Raw genomic sequence first — 18,395 nt, forward strand, 5'->3', positions numbered from 1 at the left:
AACGGTGGATACTCCACAGCAGTTTGCCAATGATTTGTTAATTCCCGCGCCTACGGAACGTAAACACCGTGTGTCGTGACCGAGTGTGACATCACAACGGGCCCAAGTGGTTCACGCCTCTCAGCTAGCGGCGAGGACCCACCGCGTCACCTCATCGAGCAGCTGGGTCTTTCGGGCGTCGCTGGCGAACGAGGACCTGATGGAGTTTGCCGCCAACGTTGCCTGTTCCGGCACGGAAAAGCCGAGGACTTCCCCCATCTGCTTGAAGTTATCATCCACGTAACCACCAAAATACGCGGGATCGTCCGAATTAACCGAAACGTTCAAGCCAACGGCAAGCATGGCGGGCAACGGATGGTCAGCGAGTTTGTCCACTGCACGGAGACGGACGTTGGAGAGCGGGCAGACCGTCAGCGGCACCTGCTCAGCCACGAGCCTCTGGACAACGGCCGTATCCTCCATGCACCTGATGCCGTGATCGATCCTTTCAACGTGCAAACGGTCCAGGGCCTCGGTGATGTACGACGCCGGCCCTTCCTCGCCAGCGTGGGCGATCCGGTGAAGCCCCGCTTCGCCGGCCCGCCGGTAAAGCCGCTCGAATTTCGACGGCGGATTGCCCACCTCCGCGGAGTCCAGGCCGATACCAGCGATCGGTGCGTGCATGGCCAGGAGTTGGTCCAGCACCTCTAGTGCCGAGTCCTCGGACATGTCGCGCAGGAAAGCGGCGATGAGGAGGGTCGAAACACCGAAGTCTTCCTCGGATGTCGCCAAGGCGTTGGCCACACCGTTGACGCACGTCTCCAATGCCACGCCGCGGGAGGTGTGGGCCTGTGGGTCCATCATGATTTCGGCGTGGCGCACTCCCCCGGCGGCTGCCCGCTTCAGGTAGGCCCGCGTCATGTCGGTGAAGTCCTGCTCAGTCCGCAGTACTGCCATGTTGGCGTAGTAGAGGTCCAGGAAGGACTGCAGGTCCGTGAATTCGTATTTTTCCCTGAGCTCGTCGATGTCCTCATAGGGCAAGTCGATGCTGTTACGTTCGGCCAGGGCAAAGATCAGCTCCGGCTGGAGAGTCCCTTCGATGTGCAGGTGCAGTTCGGCAACCGGGGGCGCCGTCGTCGTCGTTTTCTCGCCAAAAGTTTCCACCCGACAACTCTAGGCCCCATCCGCGGACGTGTCCCGGAGCACTCAACTTGGTTCTCAGGCGCAGCACCGTCAAACTGAAAGGATGCAGACCTTCCTCCCCTTTGCCGATTTCCGTCAGAGCGCCGCCGCGCTCGACACCTCAAGGCTCGGCAAGCAGCGCGTCGAAGCTCTGCAAGTTCTCCGCGCGCTCGTGATACCCGAGTACGGCTGGCAGTCCCACCCCGCTGTCCGCATGTGGATGGGGCACGTCCCTGCGTTGACCATGTACGGATTGGCAATGGCGGACGAATGGATGGAACGCGGCCACCCGGACAACACGCGGGACAACATCGCCGAATTCGCACCCCAGGCCGCGCACCCTGACTACGCCTCCAGGATCGTCATGCCGCCATGGTTGGGCAACGAGGACCTCCACCGCAGCCACCGCTCCAAGCTCATCGGCAAAGATCCCAAACACTACAGCGAACTCTTCGCAGGCACCGAAGAGAGGCTCGAGTACATTTGGCCGGAGCCCAAGCACGAGTTCCACCCGGAGGACCCTGAGGAAGACAGCCTCTGGATCCTGCGCGCCAACGTGGAGGATCTCCGCCCGGAGCAGCTCACCACGGTCAGCATGCCGCCGCACGGCAAGGCGAAGCCTGTTGCCGCTTCGGCTGAGGACGGTTACGAATTCGTGTACGCCGAGGAGAAGGCACGCCGGCAGGTAGGCGGGCCCAAGAAGCGTCCTGTAAAGCAGCAGGAGAAGAAGCCCACCCGGAAGCGCCAGGCCCAGGAGCGTGCGTTCAACACGCTGCCCGGCAAGTCCGAGCTCGCCGTTCCGTTCGACGGCGGCCGCATCTTCGCCGTCGGACTCGTTCAGGGCCGTCCCATCACGGTAGACGGACGATTCGCACGCAACTTCGAGGTCACCAACGTGGTCAAGCGTTCCGACTTCGACTACCCCGCGCTGCTGCAGGATCCGCGCGTGTTCTTCCCGGTTCCGGCACCGCAGTAGCCCCGAAGCCTCATCCGGGCACGTGCCTTAGGCGTGCGTGCCCTGGGGATGGGCCGCGACGATGCTGAGGGCCAGCAGACACGTCGCACGCACTTCACCGTTGGAAAGATCCAGGCCCAGGGCGGCCTCGATCTTCCGCAGCCTGTAGCTGAGGGTGTTCCTGTGAATGAAGAGCTCATCGCAGATTTCCCGTGAGCTGCCGCTGTGCCGCAAGTAGGAGGCGAGGGTCTCGCGCAGGGCGCTGCCGCCGTCGGACGTCAGCGGCGCCAGCAGCCGCTGGGACATGGCCACAAGCCCGGCACTGGGCAGCCCTTGGACGATTCCCGTCAGGTCGGCCAGCGGAGCTGTTCGGACCCCGGGCTTGCCAACGTGGCGGCGGGCCAGGTTGAGCGCCAACGGTAGCTCGCTCAATGTGCTGGCCTCCGTGACCACCACCGCGAGTTCGGGCGCGTCGTTGAAGAAGCCACGGACCATCCCCAAAAGTCCCAGGCTTCCCCTCTTCTGCTGCACGAGCAGCGTGGTCAGCCCCTTCTCCTCCATGAAACGGACGATGCCGAAGTTGGTTTCAAGCCCAACCCTGGCCCTCCATGCGATGGCCCGGAGTTTCAGGCGCGGGATGTCCTTTGACGCACCAATCAGCACGGACCCCCACGTCTCTTCCGGATCAAAGCCAGTATCGACAGCCAGGCGCTTCAGCTGCGCCGGCGTGGTTCCCCTGTCCTCGTAAAGCGCCTCCATGAACCGCGCGGCCTCACGGGAGTGCAAGGGCGAGCGCGATCCCAGTGTGTAGCTCAACTGCATGGCGATTACTGCTGCCACCGGACCAAGGATCGGCTGCAACACCACGGTGCTTTTGATGCCCTCGATCATGAGCCGGAAACGCTGCGACTCTCCGCTGGGAATGCGCAGGGTTGTCCGCGCAGTACCTCCCCCGGCGTCTCCTGCCCCGATAAGTTCGAACCCGACGTCGTCCACCACCGTCACCCGCGCTTGGACGAACGAGGCCACCCGTTCGAGGACCGTGGCCAGCGAGCGGCCGTCAGCTGCCAAGCGGGTACACTCGTCGGCCAGCTCCCACCCCGAACGCAATTCCTCATACCGTTCGGTGGCGATCACCTGCTCGACGTGCCGCATGACCAGGACGAAGGGGACCTCTGGCGGCAGTTCCAACAGCGGGAGGCCTTGTGCTTCACAGGCTTCCACCAAACCCGACGGGAGCTCGCGGTGGGCTGCCCCCAAACCGAACACGAGCCCCGCCACCGGAACCTCCATCAGGCGCTCGACGTAGGCTTCCCAGATCCGGTAGTCCTTGACATTCAGCCCCATCCCGTTGGTCAGTACCAGGGCATTGACGCTGAGGAAGGGGGTAGGGTCCATGTGTTCCGTCGGGGCACACCAGGTGATGGGCCTCGCCAAGCGGCCGGGCGTCCCTTGGACCCGAAGGGCAATCTTCAGGTCAGGGTCTTCCATCAAGTCCGAAACACGCATGTGAGCCTCCAACATTGGCGGCGCTTCGCCCGCCTAATAGTGCAGCCATCATAATCCACCCACGAATATTCAGCAGCTTGCACAATTACCCTGCAGGCCGCGTTTGGATAGCGTTGCCCCCATGCAAACGAATGTGACCTCTGGCACTCCTGCGTCCACCCCCGGTAGGGCTGTGCTCCTGAACTCGGACGTGGGCGAAGGCGTAGGCCTTCACGAATTCGGCAACGACGAGCAGCTGATGCGGATCATCGACGTCGCCAACGTGGCCTGTGGCTACCACGCGGGCGATCCGGACGTCATGAACAGGACCGTGGAACTCGCCGCCGAACACGGCGTGGCCGTCGGCTCCCACCCAGGCCTTCCCGATCCCGTTGGCTTTGGCCGGCGGCGGATGGTCCTCCGGCCGGAAGAGGCTGAGTCGATCATCCTCTACCAGACCGGCGCGTTGACCGCGTTCCTGGGCAAACACGGCCTGGCGCTGAACCACATCAAGCCCCACGGCGCCCTGTATGGAATGTTGGCCGGTGACGAGGAGCTCATGGCCGCTGCTGCCGGCGTTGCCAAACTGTTCAACGTCCCCTTCTTTGGCCTCGCAGGCACAGCGCACGAGTCCGTCTGCAAGGGCATGGGCGTGGATTTCATCCCCGAGCTGTACGTGGACCTCAACTACGGCCCCGCCGGCGAGCTCTTGATCCAGCGCAGGCCCGAGCCCACCAACCCCGATGCCGCGGCTGACCGCGTCAGGAAAGCGCTCGACGGCGGTCCCGTCCTGGCTGTCGACGGCACCGAACTGGACATCACTTTCGGCAGTATCTGCGTCCACTCGGACGCCCCGAATTCGGTGGCGGTGGCTTCGGCCGTCCGAGCTGTGCTCAACGCCCGCTGACCCCTCCCTGTCCTCACACTGATTTTCCAACAACCCTCTGAAAGCGAGAACACCCATGGGAACCATCGTCTCCCCGCTTCCCGGCATCTTCTACCGGAAGCCCGGTCCCGGCAAGCCTCCGTTCGCCAATGAAGGCGACACCATCGAAGTAGGCCAAACCCTGGGCATCGTTGAAATCATGAAGCAGTTCACCGAAATCCAGTCCGACGTTGCCGGCGTCCTCGAATCGTTCGAGGTGGCCGAAGGTGACATGGTCAACCCGGGCGACCCCATCGTCGTCGTACGTGAAGGTTAGGCAACCATGATGCAAAAGCTGCTGATCGCCAACCGCGGCGAGATCGCGGTCCGGATCCTCCGGACCGCCCGGGACATGGGTATCGGCACGGTGGTGGTCGTGAGCGAGGCCGACGTCAGCTCCCTCGCCGCCCGAACCGCCGACGAGTACGTGGTGGTTGGTCCCGCACCAGCGCCCGCCAGCTACCTTAATCAGGACGCGCTCATCGCCGCTGCCCTTGAAACAGGTTGCGACGCCGTCCACCCCGGCTACGGCTTCCTCTCCGAGAACGCTTCCTTTGCCCGCAAAGTGGCGGACGCGGGGTTGATTTGGGTAGGACCGGACGCCGATGCCATCGAGATGATGGGAAACAAGTCGCTTGCCCGGGAATCGGCCCACAAGGCCGGCGTCCCGGTGCTGCGCGGCTCCGACGGTCCCTTGGACCCGGCCGCCGACGCTGTGGCCATTGCAGCCGGGATCGGCTACCCCTTGGTAGTCAAAGCATCTGCCGGCGGCGGTGGGCGCGGCATCCGCTTCGTCAACAGCGAGGACGAACTGCTGCAGACTATCGAGATGGCCCGTGGCGAGGCAGCGTCGGTCTTCGGCGATCCCACGGTCTACCTGGAACGCTTCGTTGAGCATGCCCGTCACGTGGAGGTCCAGATCCTGGGCGACGGTACCAACTTCATCCACCTCGGCGACCGTGACTGCTCCATGCAACGGCGCTCCCAGAAAGTCATCGAAGAAGCACCGGCCCCTGATCTCCCGGAAGCCGTGCGGCACACCATCCGCGAGTCATCCGTGGAACTGGCCAGGCAGTGCGGATACCGGGGAGCCGGGACCGTTGAGTTCCTGTACGACCCCCGGAATCACGAGGCCGCGTTCATCGAGATGAACACCCGCATCCAAGTGGAACACCCCATCACCGAACAGATCACCGGCGTGGACCTGGTCCGTGAGCAGCTCCTCATCGCAGGCACCGGTTCCATGTCCCTCACCCAGGACGACATCCATTTCACCGGCCACGCCATCGAGTGCCGGATCAACGCCGAGGACCCCAGCAACAACTTCTTCCCCAGCCCCGGCGAGCTCGGCTCCGTTGAATGGCCTTCAGGTGAAGGCATCAGGGTTGACACCGGCGTGGACACCGGATCCGTCGTGAGCCCTTACTACGACTCCATGCTGGCAAAGCTGATCGTCCACGCAGCTGACCGCGACGCCGCCATCGCCGCCGCCCTTGAAGCCCTCGACAACGTGCACGTTGAGGGAGTCAAAACAACCGTTCCGGTGCATAAGATGCTGCTGGCGCGTCCCGAATTCGCCTCCGTCACCCACCATTCCAAGTTCATCGAGTCCGCTCCCGATCTTTTGGAGGCGAAATGACCACGCCCAGCACAGCGCTCTCGTCAAACTCCGTGCGGAGTGAAGCCCGCTACACCTGGGGCGGTGACGAGTTCCTGTTCGTTGAAGTGGACGAGTCCATGAGCCTCGCCGCGAACTTCAAGGTCATGTCGATCGCCAGGAAACTGGCCGACGCCGAGCTGTCCGGCGTCGTCGATATCTGCCCCGCCAACGCCTCGCTCCTGGTGCGGTTCAACCCGGACATCCTGCCGCCGTCGACCCTGGAATCAACGGTCCGGAAGATCGAACTGGAACTCCGGAACCACGACGAACAGTCGCTGGAAACCAGGATCATCGAGGTCCCTGTCTGGTACGACGACCCCTTCACGGCCGAGGTAGCCCAGCGGTTCCGCGAAGGGTTCCACCAAGAACCCGGCGGCACGGACCTTGACTACGCGGCGAAAGTCAACGGGCTGAAGGACGCTGCGGAGTTCATCCGCCGCCACCACGAACAACCCTGGCTTGTTTCCATGGTGGGCTTCGTGGCCGGGCTGCCGTTCCTCTTCCAGTTGGTGGAGCGCGACAAGCAGTTGCAGGTCCCCAAGTACCTCAGCCCTCGGACCGACACGCCCAAACTCACCGTGGGCCACGGCGGTTGCTTCGCGGCCATCTATTCAGTGCGCGGCGCCGGCGGCTACCAAATGTTTGGGGTGGCCGCGGCTCCGATTTACGATCCCGCGCAGTCGCTGGCCGACTTCAAAGACTTCATGGTCTTCTTCCGCCCGGGCGACATCGTCAAGTTCAAGCCGGTCACCGAGGACGAGTACAACGCCATCCAAGCCCAGGTTGAGGACGGCAGCTACCGGTACCGTCAAGTCCCTGTCACCTTCGACGCCGGCAAGGCGCTGTCCGATCCGCAGGCCTACAACCAGGAACTCATGGAGGCCCTCAATGGCATTTGAAATCAAGAACCCCGGCCTCGCCACCACGGTTCAGGACCAAGGCCGCACGGGCTACTACAACGTGGGCATCCCGCAGAGCGGGTCCATGGACCAGTATTCCGCGGAACTGGGAAACGGGTTGGTTGGCAACCGCCCCGGCGATGCTGTCCTGGAGTGCACGTATTTGGGCCCGGTCCTGGTGACCGACGCCGAGGCCGTCATAGCGATCACCGGCGCCCCCGTGGAGGTCAAAGTCAACGGAGAGGCCAAGCCCCAGTGGACGCGGCTTCACCTGGCTGCCGGCGACGAACTCAGCTTCGGAGTGATCCAGGGCGGCACCCGGTACTACATCGCCGTCCAGGGCGGGATCGACGTTCCTGAAGTCCTGGGTAGCCGCTCAACGTACACCTTGGGCGGTATCGGCGGGCTCAACGGCAGAAAACTCGAAGCCGGAGACCTTGTACCGGTTGGTTCGGCGCGCGGTGACCTTCCCTCCGTTGAGACGCTCCCTGAGTCCTTCCGTCCTTCCTTTGCCAAGGAACAGTCCGTCCGGATCGTCCTGGGCCTCTACGACCACCGGCTCACCGATGCAGGAAAGGACAACCTCCTGAACGGGGAATGGAAAGTCACTCCTGTAGCCGACCGCATGGGCCTGCGCTACTCCGGTCCAGGCGTGGAGTGGAAGGAACGCGAACAGCCCTTCGGCGCCGGATCAGATCCCTCCAACATCGTGGATGCGGGCTATGCGGTGGGTTCCATCCAGATTCCCGGAGGCACCCAGCCCATTATCCTGCACCGCGACGCTGTCTCCGGCGGAGGCTACGCTATGGTCGCAACCGTCATCAGTGCGGACATGGACCTCGTTGCCCGCGCGGCTCCCGGCACGGTGACCACATTCGTCGCGGTCAGCCAGGACGAGGCCATCGTCGCCCGCAAGGATCGCGCCGAGCAGAAGAGCAAGGCGTGGGAATCCCTAGGCGCTAAGCCCTGACCCGAAGTTGCATCAGCGAAGTGGCATCAGCAAGGTGCGGTGCGCCAGTGGCGCGCCGTGTCTTGCTGAAGCGCGCGCCGCGCCTTTCTGGAGCGGGCCGTATCTCGCTGGAGCGCGTGCCGCGCTGCGTGCGGAACCGGGTCTGTGAGACGGTGGAGGGACGCACGTACTCGGGAGAACCATGGATTTCCAGCACATCATTGAACAAGTCGGCAGCTACATGGACGCTGCCGGTGTGGCCATCATGGTGGTGGGCGCCGTGGTTTCGCTTCCGATGGCGCTCCGGGGCTACCAACCCGAGCGTGCCGAGGGCCTGGCCCCGTTCTCGCCGTACCGGGCTTACCGGCAACTACTGGGGCGATCGATCCTGCTGGGTCTTGAGCTCCTGGTGGCGGCCGACATCATCCGCACCGTTGCGGTCACCCCGACGTTTGAAAGTGTCGGAGTCCTGGCGATTATTGTTCTGATCCGGACGTTCTTGAGCTTCTCCCTCGAGTTGGAAATCACCGGACGCTGGCCATGGCAAAAGGAAAAGAACCCCGGAAGTGGTACCTCGGCGCCCAGCACCTCGGTTCCGTCCTAGGCCCGCAGCGACGATCCGACCATGACGCCGCCGTGGACTCCTGACATTCTGGGTGAGGGCTTTGAGCAACTAACGCTACAGCTCGACGCCGGTGCTGTCGCCACGTTGGTCAGGTACCTTGGCGCACGCCCCGACGGCGCCGAGCAGCCCTGGGCGGGAGAGACAGACCAAGTATCGACGCCGGGCATCGACGCAGACGTACTTTACGTGCACGGTTGGTCCGACTACTTTTTCCAGCGCCATGTGGCCGAGTTCTGGCACCGCGCCGGCGCACGTTTCTACGCCCTGGACCTGCGCAATTACGGCCGGAGCCTCCGTCCGGGACTGACTCCGGGTTTCGTGACGGACCTTGCCGACTACGACTCCGATATCGCAGCCGCATTGGAAGCCATGGGCCGGTCTGGTGCTGCGGCTGGAACGAAGCGGCCCCTGATCCTGCTGGGCCACTCCACCGGCGGACTTACCCTGAGCCTGTGGGCCCACCGCCATCCCGGCGCCGCGGATGCACTGATCCTCAACAGTCCGTGGCTGGAATTCCAAGCCACCGAGTTCGGGCGGCGTGCCATTGCGCCCCTAGTGGGGCTGCGCGCCCGCCTTCACCCCCTGGTGCCGTTGCCGCCCGTGGATCCCGGCATCTACACCCGAGCCGTATCAGCCACGCTCGACGGCGAATGGGACTACAACCTTCAATGGCGGCCGGATCGCGGGTTTCCCATCACCCCCGCATTCCTTGACGCCGTATTTCGAGGGCAGGCAACCGTGGCTGCAGGCCTTGGCATCGACATCCCGGTGCTCGTGTTGCTCTCGGACAAGAGCTACCTCCAGCCAAAGTGGTCCGCCAACGCGCTCACAGCGGACGTCGCACTCAACGTGGACGCCGTCGCCCACCGGGCGCTGTCCTTGGCGGACACTGTGACAATCAGCCGCCTGCCCAACGCTTTGCACGACATCTTCCTGTCGTCCGAACCTATCCGGCGGCTGGCCCTCGAACGCATCGGCCGCTGGCTTCCGGTGGCGCTACAGCAAGCTGACGCACTCGTGTGGAAGGCCAGGACGGCTGACTTGTGACGCGCCGGCGAATCCCACCGTGCAGCACGCTGGATCATGCCGACAGCAGGCTACTTGCCAAGCCCGGCGCGGCGGAGTGCCTCGGCCATGGCTGTGTTGCCGGGAGCTGCGGGGGCTTGCTGGGGCTTTCCTTGGGGCTTGCCTTGGCGAGAGTTCCCCTGCCGGCGCTCGCCCTGCCCCGGTTGCGAGCCGCCGCGCGGGCCCGGCTGGCCGCCTGCACGCTGCGCAGTTGCACGCTGCGCGCCGGCATCACGAGCACCTGCATCACGAGCACCGGAACCACGCCCACCAGCGGCGCGCCCGCCAGCGGTGCCCGGCTCGTCGTCGAGCCTTAACGTCAGCGAGATCCGCTTGCGTTCGGGGTCGGCCTCGAGAACCTTGACCCGGACCACCTGCCCTGACTTCACGATCTCCCGCGGATCCGAGACGAACCTGTTCGACAGTGCGGATACGTGCACCAAACCGTCTTGGTGGACTCCGACGTCGACGAAGGCACCGAACGCGGCCACGTTGGTCACCGTGCCTTCAAGGATCATGCCTGGTTTGAGGTCCGAGATCTTCTCGATCCCTTCGGAAAAGGCGGCAGCCTTGAACGCCGGCCGAGGGTCACGGCCGGGCTTCTCGAGTTCGGTCATGATGTCCCGAACCGTCGGAAGGCCAAAGGTGCCGTCAACGAAAGCCTGCGGATCCAGAACGCTTGTGGGTCCACCGCTGGCCGCCGCCAGGATCTTCCGAGCTACGGAGTACGCCTCGGGGTGGACGCTGGAGGCATCGAGTGGTTCCGCTCCACGGGTGATCCGGAGAAACCCCGCGCACTGTTCGAAGGCCTTGGCGCCGAGCCGCGGGACTTTCTTCAGGTCGCTTCGCTTGGCGAAAGGTCCATTCTCGTTGCGGTACGCCACGATGTTTTCGCTGAGGAGCGGTCCGACGCCGGCCACCCGGCTAAGTAGCGCCGGGGAGGCCGTATTGACGTCAACACCAACAGCGTTCACGCAGTCCTCCACTACGGCATCAAGGGATCTATCCAGCTTCGCGGCAGTGACATCGTGCTGATACTGGCCCACGCCAATGGACTTGGGTTCGATTTTGACCAATTCGGCCAACGGATCCTGCAACCGCCTGGCAATGGAGACCGCGCCGCGGAGTGAAACATCCATGCCGGGAAGTTCAGAGGCCGCCAAGGCGGAGGCCGAATACACCGATGCACCAGCCTCGGACACCACAAGCTTCTGGACGCCCTTGGAGCCAGCGGCTTCAAGGGACTTGATGAGCTCAGTGGCCAGCTTGTCAGTTTCTCGGGAGGCTGTCCCGTTGCCAATCGCCACGAGTTCCACGCTGTGTTGCTTGGCCAGCCGCACCAGTGTGGCCAATGCCTCGTCCCACTTCTTGGCAGGAGCGTGCGGGTAGATGGTGTCCGTGGTGACAACTTTGCCGGTGCCGTCCACCACCGCGACCTTCACACCCGTCCGGAGCCCTGGATCCAAGCCCAGTGTGGCCCTGTTCCCGGCGGGAGCGGCAAGGAGGACATCACGGAGGTTCGCAGCGAAGACCCGCACGGCTTCGTCCTCGGCGTCGGCAAACATCCGTCCGCGGAGATCCGTTGTGAGGCGATCCAAGATGCGGCCGCGCCACGCCAGTTGGGCGGTCTGCATCAGCCAGGCCTCAGCGGGCCGGCCATGGTTGGCGACGCCGAGGCGCCTGGCCACAGCGTTCTCATAGCGGCTGCGGGCGGCGGCCAGGGCGTCGTCGTCAGCCGGGTCCGCTTCGGCGAGATCCAACTCCAGGATCCCATCCTTCTCGCCGCGCAAAAGGGCGAGCACGCGGTGCGACGGCATGCCGGAGGGTACCTGCGTGAACTCGAAGTAGTCCTTGAACTTTTGGCCTTCGGCCTCCATGCCCTTCTTGACGCGGGACACCATGCGCCCCTGCTTCCACAGGCGTTCACGCAGATCCTCTGCCAGATCCGCATCTTGCCCCACCCGCTCCACCAAAATGGCGCGGGCACCTGCGAGCGCGGCAGCAGCGTCCCCTATTGCATGCTCGGCGTTGAGGTACTTCGCAGCTTCAGCCGCGGGGTCCAGCTGCGGGTTCGCCAGCAGGACATCGGCGAGCGGTTCCAGCCCCGCCTCCCGCGCGATCTGGGCTTTGGTGCGGCGCTTGGATTTGAACGGAAGGTAGATATCTTCCAGCCTGGCCTTGGTGTCCGCTCCGACGACGGCGGCCTCCAGCTCCGGGGTGAGTTTGCCTTGGGCAGCAATCGCCTCAAGGACGGACCGGCGGCGTTCCTCCAGTTCACGCAGGTAACGGAGCCGTTCTTCGAGGTCCCGCAATTGGGTGTCATCGAGCGTCCCGGTGACTTCCTTGCGATAGCGGGCGATGAAGGGGACGGTGGATCCGCCGTCGAGCAGTTCCACCGCTGCCTTAACCTGCCATGCCTTGACGCCGAGTTCAGAAGCGATCAAGGCATGGATGGCTGTATCTACGGAAGCTGCTGGCTGGCGCTGGAGATTTAAAGTCACCATGACAGTTTGCCTCACCCGGCCGACAGTTTCAGTTCGCTTTTCCACAAGGGCTATCCCGGGGGCCGGGTTAGTGCTGTAGTTGAATCAGGCTTGGACAAGCGGGCCGCGAGGCGTTCTGCCACGGATGCCTCGCGGCGGCTGGGGTTCTGGGTGTCCGTTTTCGGCGCCACGGACAAATTCTTTTTTCGGAAACGTTCCCAGCAAGATGCGCTCAATGCGATCCTGCAGCAGCAAGGTACCTCACGCTCGCGCCCGATCAGGCTCCCAAAAGACATGGACGCCCAGCTGATTGTCCGATTAGGAATGCCTTGCCCTCTATATTGTCGGTGCCCGCTGATAGCTTGGCTGGAAGGCATTCATTCCTGGCACGGAAGGTAGGTGGACCGCGGTGTTCTTTCTCGATCCTGAGACAGCGGGGGTACAGCCGGACCTGGTTTTTTCCGCCAGCGACCTCGTCATCGCCGCTACGTGTGAATACCAACTGCTGCGCAAACTTGACGAGAAACTTGGCCGCTCAGCAAGGCCTGACTTTCCCGCTGATGCCATGCTGGAGCGGACCTCACGGTTGGGGGACGTCCACGAACACCGCGTCCTTGACGAGTTCGTGGACACTTTCGGTGCTTGGAATCCGGTCACGGGAAGAGGCGTTTACGACGTCGTTCCCGCCGAGGCAATGGATCGTGCCACCCTTGCGGCCAAGCATGCGGAGTCCATTGAAGCCCTGCGGTCAGGGGCGGATGTGGTTTTCCAAGCCGCTTTCTTTGACGGTCGATTCCACGGCCGCTCGGACTTCCTGGTGAAGAGGCACGGAGGCCAGTACGCCGTCTACGACACCAAGCTGGCCAGGCACGCCAAAGTCACGGCCCTCTTGCAGCTGGCGGCGTATGGGGACCAACTCCTGCAGGCGGGCATCACTCCGGATCCCACCCTCACGTTGGTTCTTGGCAATAGGGTGAATAGCGATCATCCCCTTTCCCAGATCCTTCCCGTGTTCAAGGAACGCCGCGAGCGCTTCCTAGGCATGACGGCCATGCATATTTCCGGCAGCGGCCCGGTTGAGTGGGGTGACTCCAGCTTCTCTGCCTGCGGCAGGTGCGACTACTGCGCGGAACAGGTCACCTTGCATCGGGATCTCCTGATGGTTGCTGGTATGCGCATGAGCCGCAGGAAAAAGCTGATCATGGCCGGAATCACCACCATCGATCAGCTGGCGGCATCGCCCGCGGATACCAACGATTCCACGTTCATGCGCCTGCGCGGGCAAGCACGGCTTCAGACCGGAACCGGTCATCCCGAGGGGACCGTCAACTACACGGATAAAGCCGGACAAGCCAAAGCCATCAGCTACGAAGTGTTGCCTGAAAACACCTTGGGCCGCATTCCCGCACCCGATCCCGGTGATATCTTTTTCGACTTTGAAGGCGACCCCCTGTGGCAGGATCCTGCCACCGGAAAGTGGGGCCTTGAGTATCTCTTCGGCGTCATTGAGAACCCGCTGAGCCCCGGGGCTGACCCGGTCTTCCGGCCCTTCTGGGCTCACTCCCGGGCCGAGGAAGGCCAAGCATTCGTAGAGTTCCTCGACTACGTGGCAAAACGGCGCGCCAAGTATCCGAACATGCATATCTACCACTACGCCGCTTACGAGAAAACGGCGCTGAGGAATCTGTCCCTGACGCACATAGTGGGTGAGAACGCCGTCGACGACCTCCTGCGGGACGGTGTCTTGGTGGACCTCTATGACACCGTGCGGCACAGCATCCGCATCTCGGAAAACTCCTACAGCATCAAGAAACTTGAACCGCTGTACATGGGACAGCATCTGCGCTCGGGGGACGTCGTCGACGCCGGAGCTTCCGTGGTTGCCTACGCTGACTATTGCACGGCCCGGGACGTCGGACGGGCCGAAGATGCCGCCACCATTCTGGACAGCATCCGCGACTACAACGAGTACGACTGCCTGTCGACGTTGGAACTGCGGAACTGGCTGCTGAGGCTCGCGGCTGAACGTGACATTGAGCCGGCCGGCGCCGGCGTCGTGGAGGGGGACCCGCCCCGTGGCCCGGAAGAATCCACGCCCGGGTACGAGGCAGCCCCTGAGGAAACGGCCCTCTTGGATTACCTGGCCGGCCTCCCCGAGGAACAGCGGGCCTCGGCCGATTCACGGGCCATCGCTATCGTTGCTGCGGGCGTCGGCTATCACCGCCGCGAGGACAAACAGTACTGGTGGGGACACTTTGACCGTTTGGAGAAACCCGCCAGCCAATGGCCTGCCGAGCGGGACATTTTCGTCGTGGAACAGGCCCTGGTGCTCCAGGATTGGGCCAAACCAACACCTCGTAGTAACCCAGCCCGGATCGTTGAACTGATAGGCCGTTCAGGGGACGGCTCTGGCTTGGAGCCGGGGAAGACGTACTTCCGCATGTATGGTGCGCCCCTGCCCGGCGCCCTTGCCGAGAAGGCATCAGCGGCACTTGGTCGGGCGGGCTGGCCAGGGACCGAAGTTATCGGGATCGGGGAAAGAGGCGACGCGGAGACGGCGACTATCCGGGAAGGTCTCCGCAAAGACTCCGCCGAGTTCAGCCAGGTGCCCATGGCGCTGACTCCGGACACCCCCATTCCCACCAACGGCCAGAAGGCTGCACTGGCTGCCTTGGCTGCAAAGCTGGATGACTCATTGCCTGATTGGCCCCAAGACCCGGCATTGGACCTCGTTCGGCGGAAGCCCCCGAAGCTCCGCACGCTCGCAGCGCTTCCAGCCGTGAGGCCAGGGCCGGACGGCTACATCGATGCCATCACTGAGGCAGTTCGAGACCTTGAACACTCCTACCTCGCCGTCCAAGGTCCGCCGGGCAGTGGCAAGACCTACGTGGGCGCGCATGTCATCGCCGCGCTCGTGGCCAAAGGCTGGAAGGTGGGAGTAGTTGGGCAATCACATGCGGTGGTGGAGAACCTGCTGTGCGCGGCCGTGGAGAAAGCCGGAGTCGATCCCTACCGGGTAGCAAAAGAGGTCAAACACAACGACCCCGTGCCATGGAAGCAATGCGGTAAAGGCCATGTCCAGGAACTTCTTTCCAGCGCCGGCGGCGGCCTCATTGGCGGTACGGCGTGGACCATGGTGGGCAAGGACGTTCCAGCAGGGGTGTTGGATCTGCTGGTCATCGACGAGGCCGGGCAGTTCTCCCTCGCCAACACCATGGCCGTGAGCCGCGCGGCCAAACGGCTTTTGCTCTTGGGCGATCCCCAACAGCTGCCCCAAGTGACCCAAGGAAAGCATCCGGAGCCGGTGGATGAATCCGCGTTGGGCTGGCTATCGGACGGCCACAACACTCTGCCGCCAGAGCTGGGTTACTTCCTGGCATCGTCATGGCGGATGCACCCGGACCTTTGCAGCGCCGTCTCCGAGCTGTCCTATGACAATCGGCTGGAGTCCGCACCGGCAGCTGAGTTGCGCCGTCTGGAGGGAGTAAAGCCAGGCGTCGCCTGCGTGTACGTCCCACACAGCGGCAACTCGTCGTCGTCCCCCGAAGAAGCTGCGGAAGTAGTGCGTCAGGTCAAAGCGCACCTCGGCCTGCTCTGGCTCGATCCATTCCACTCCGAAGACAGCAGACCACTCGACCAACCCGACATCCTGGTGGTGGCCGCCTACAACGCCCAAGTCCAGCTCATCAAGCACGAACTCCGGGCCGCGGGTCTGGGCAAGGTGCGCGTAGGGACCGTGGACAAGTTCCAAGGCCAGGAAGCACCCGTTGTCATCGTCTCCATGGCCGCGTCCGCTGCTGGAGAGGTTCCGCGCGGCATGGAGTTCCTGCTCTCACGCAACCGGATCAACGTGGCGGTCTCGCGCGGTCAGTGGCGTGCCGTCGTCGTGCGTTCAGCTGAACTGACCAACTACCTCCCCACGCACCCCGAGGGCCTGGAGAACCTCGGTGGGTTCGTGGCCCTCTGCCAGCGCGGCCGCCCCACCACGCCGGGTCACCCAACTAACCAGCAGATGAAGACGATCGGTTCCCGCTAAACGGCCTGACGTGCGACCCGGTTCGAGAGGGTGAGGGCTTCGTCAAGGACCGCACCGAAGTTCGCGGCATCATGGGCGAAGCGGCCAAGGAAAAGCCCGGAAACCCCGGAGAGCCCGGGCAACAGCCCCGGCTTGGCCGAGCCGCCGTAAATCACGGGCAACCGCGAGAGGCCGTACTGGGAAAGGGCTGCGCGCAAGGCGGCAACTACCTGGGACACATAAGCGGACGACGCCGGTTCGGGTGCCCCTATTGCCCACACCGGTTCGTACGCGATGAGGAGTTTCGAGGCTGCGGACCAGTCGCCGGACACGGCTGCCTCGATCTGGCGGAAGACCGTACCTGCTGCTTCCGCCGGCTCGGCAGTCTCCGCCTCCCCCACGCAGAGCAAAGGTGTGATCCCAGCGCCCAACGCCGCGCGGACCTTCAGTGCCACCATAGGATCGTCCTCCGCGAAGAATTGACGTCGTTCCGCATGGCCGATCTCCACCAAGCCAGCACCCAGTTCCGCCAGCATCGACGGTGAAACCTCGCCCGTCCACGGTCCCTCAGCCCAACCGCAGTTCTGCGCACCGAGAAGCAAGGGGGTACCGGCCATCAAGCGTGCAGCCTCGGGCAGCACCGGGAAGGACGGGATGACGAACGGGACAACCCGCCCGGCCGCGAGGGCCGGACGGGCGTCCACTTCTGCGAGCAATTGCTCCAGCCACACCAGGCTCTGTGCGTAGCCCATGTACATCTTGCTGCTGACGCCAATGAACAGGGTGTCCTGCATGGAAGATGGGTGGCTCACGGCTTACTTGTCCAGCAGTTCATCGGCCTTGTTGCTGAATGCCCGGGTACCGAACATCATGAGCGCCGCCAGGAACGGCAGGACGCCGAGGGCGTAGACCCCCATGGTGCCGGTGTCGGATGCGGTGGCCTGATTGACGGTGGTGCGCAGGATCGGTGCGACGAAACCACCCAGGTTGCCCAGGGAGTTGATGAGGCCGATACCGGCAGCGGCGGCAGTTCCGGTGAGGAACGCCGTCGGATAGGACCAGCAGATGGGCCCGATGGCCAAGAAGCTGCACACAGCCAAGGTGATGCAGATGATGCCCAACGCAGGTAGGTGGTTTGCTCCAGCCCAGGCCGATCCGAAAATGCACACACCCGTTGAGAGGAACAGTACCGTGCCCCATCGCCGGCGCAGAGCCACGGTGTTGGCAGCCTTGCCCACGAAGTAGCAGGCGAAGATTCCGAAGAACCACGGGATGGCAGCCAAGAGCCCGACGGCGAACCCCACCTTCTGGCCGGTCAGCTGGGCCACCTGCTGCGGCAGGTAGAAGGTGACGCCGTAAACGGCGATCTGCAGGCAGAAGTAGATGACAGTGAAGTACCAGACACGGCCACTGCGCATGGACGCCAGGATGCCGCGAGGGCCGGTTTCTTCCTTGACGGTGTCCTCCAGCTCCATGACATCGGTCAGGGCAACCTTTTCTTCCTTGCTGAGGAACTTGGCATCCTGGGGGCTGTTGATGAGGAAGAAGAACGCGGCAATGCCCGCGACGACGGCCAGCGAACCTTCAACGAAGAACATGACTTGCCAACCAGCGACGCCGGGAATCTGGTCTCCGATGTTGATGAGCCATCCGGACAGCGGAGCACCAAGCATCTGTGACAACGGCTGGGCCAGGTAGAAGATCGCAAACATCTTTACCCGTACCTTGTTGGGGAACCAGGCGGCCAGGAACATAATGACACCTGGGAAAAGACCGGCTTCGGTAACGCCCAGGAGGAATCTCAGGATGATGAACGACGTCTCGCCTTGGACAAAGGCAAAACACGCCGAGACAATGCCCCAGGTAATGGAAATGCGGGCGAGCCAGATCTTGGCGCCGAACTTTGTCAGCAGCAGGTTGCTGGGGATCTCGAACAGTGCATAACCGATGAAGAAGATACCGGCACCCAGGGCGTACGCGCCTGCTCCGATTCCTTTGTCCACGCCGAGGGCGGCTTCAGCGAATCCAACGTTGGTGCGGTCCAGGAAGGACACGACGTAGAGGATGACGATCATGGGCATCAGCCGTAGCGACGCCTTGGAGATTGCCGACTTCAGGACGGGTGAAGCAAGCAACTCCCTTGTGGAAGTTGAAGCAGCAGACATGGAAA

General features: G+C 63.5%; 14 protein-coding genes. 9 read left to right on the plus strand and 5 right to left on the minus strand.

The window, feature by feature from the left end:
• Window positions 1–120: 120 nt before the first annotated feature.
• Entirely contained in the window at window positions 121–1,143 is a 1,023-nt protein-coding gene (locus tag SB659_RS04155; RefSeq protein ID WP_410549589.1) for an adenosine deaminase, read from the minus strand.
• 82 nt (window positions 1,144–1,225) lie between these two features.
• Here SB659_RS04155 and SB659_RS04160 point away from each other — a divergent pair, with 82 nt between their 5' ends.
• A complete protein-coding gene (locus SB659_RS04160; RefSeq protein ID WP_410549590.1) occupies window positions 1,226–2,137 on the plus strand; it encodes an MSMEG_6728 family protein in 912 nt (303 codons plus the stop codon).
• A gap of 27 nt (window positions 2,138–2,164) precedes the next feature.
• On the opposite strand, the gene SB659_RS04165 is transcribed toward SB659_RS04160, so the two are convergent.
• Window positions 2,165–3,625, minus strand: coding sequence for a PucR family transcriptional regulator (locus SB659_RS04165; protein WP_410549591.1), 1,461 nt, complete (start codon window positions 3,623–3,625; stop codon window positions 2,165–2,167).
• Window positions 3,626–3,746: 121 nt separating this feature from the next.
• Here SB659_RS04165 and pxpA point away from each other — a divergent pair, with 121 nt between their 5' ends.
• The 7 genes from pxpA (at window position 3,747) to SB659_RS04200 (ending at window position 9,709) form a co-directional block, all read left to right on the plus strand.
• A complete protein-coding gene (gene pxpA, locus SB659_RS04170) occupies window positions 3,747–4,511 on the plus strand; it encodes a 5-oxoprolinase subunit PxpA (protein WP_410549592.1) in 765 nt (254 codons plus the stop codon).
• Between the two features lie 55 nt (window positions 4,512–4,566).
• A complete protein-coding gene (locus SB659_RS04175) occupies window positions 4,567–4,806 on the plus strand; it encodes an acetyl-CoA carboxylase (RefSeq protein WP_090820234.1) in 240 nt (79 codons plus the stop codon).
• A gap of 6 nt (window positions 4,807–4,812) precedes the next feature.
• Window positions 4,813–6,168: an acetyl/propionyl/methylcrotonyl-CoA carboxylase subunit alpha gene (locus tag SB659_RS04180; RefSeq protein WP_410549593.1), complete on the plus strand. Its 1,356-nt coding sequence runs from the start codon at window positions 4,813–4,815 to the stop codon at window positions 6,166–6,168.
• Window positions 6,165–7,088, plus strand: a complete 924-nt coding sequence (locus SB659_RS04185; protein ID WP_410549594.1) for a 5-oxoprolinase subunit B family protein — start codon at window positions 6,165–6,167, stop codon at window positions 7,086–7,088. Before SB659_RS04180 ends, SB659_RS04185 begins: the two co-directional genes overlap by 4 nt.
• The gene (locus tag SB659_RS04190) at window positions 7,078–8,058 is read left to right on the plus strand and encodes a biotin-dependent carboxyltransferase family protein (RefSeq protein ID WP_410549595.1); all 981 of its coding nucleotides are present in this window, start codon (window positions 7,078–7,080) and stop codon (window positions 8,056–8,058) included. The genes SB659_RS04185 and SB659_RS04190 overlap by 11 nt, the downstream gene beginning before the upstream one ends.
• Before the next feature lie 181 nt (window positions 8,059–8,239).
• Window positions 8,240–8,641 (plus strand): DUF1622 domain-containing protein, encoded by a 402-nt coding sequence (locus SB659_RS04195; RefSeq protein WP_284977565.1) that lies wholly within the window; start codon window positions 8,240–8,242, stop codon window positions 8,639–8,641.
• 21 nt (window positions 8,642–8,662) lie between these two features.
• Window positions 8,663–9,709 carry an alpha/beta hydrolase gene (locus tag SB659_RS04200; RefSeq protein ID WP_284977564.1) on the plus strand — a complete coding sequence of 349 codons (1,047 nt, stop codon included), beginning with the start codon at window positions 8,663–8,665 and terminating at the stop codon, window positions 9,707–9,709.
• A gap of 50 nt (window positions 9,710–9,759) precedes the next feature.
• On the opposite strand, the gene SB659_RS04205 is transcribed toward SB659_RS04200, so the two are convergent.
• Complete coding sequence (locus SB659_RS04205) at window positions 9,760–12,231, minus strand: Tex family protein (RefSeq protein WP_410549596.1); 2,472 nt, start codon at window positions 12,229–12,231, stop codon at window positions 9,760–9,762.
• 388 nt (window positions 12,232–12,619) lie between these two features.
• Here SB659_RS04205 and SB659_RS04210 point away from each other — a divergent pair, with 388 nt between their 5' ends.
• Window positions 12,620–16,246 carry a TM0106 family RecB-like putative nuclease gene (locus SB659_RS04210; RefSeq protein WP_410549597.1) on the plus strand — a complete coding sequence of 1,209 codons (3,627 nt, stop codon included), beginning with the start codon at window positions 12,620–12,622 and terminating at the stop codon, window positions 16,244–16,246.
• Here the strand turns inward: SB659_RS04210 and SB659_RS04215 are convergent.
• Complete coding sequence (locus tag SB659_RS04215) at window positions 16,243–17,019, minus strand: triose-phosphate isomerase family protein (RefSeq protein WP_410549678.1); 777 nt, start codon at window positions 17,017–17,019, stop codon at window positions 16,243–16,245. The two genes, SB659_RS04210 and SB659_RS04215, sit on opposite strands and share 4 nt — an antisense overlap.
• 21 nt (window positions 17,020–17,040) lie before the next feature.
• Window positions 17,041–18,390: an MFS transporter gene (locus tag SB659_RS04220; protein ID WP_410549598.1), complete on the minus strand. Its 1,350-nt coding sequence runs from the start codon at window positions 18,388–18,390 to the stop codon at window positions 17,041–17,043.
• Window positions 18,391–18,395: the final 5 nt, after the last annotated feature.

It is taken from the genome of Arthrobacter sp. SIMBA_036 (assembly GCF_046535135.1).
Lineage (GTDB): Bacteria > Actinomycetota > Actinomycetes > Actinomycetales > Micrococcaceae > Arthrobacter.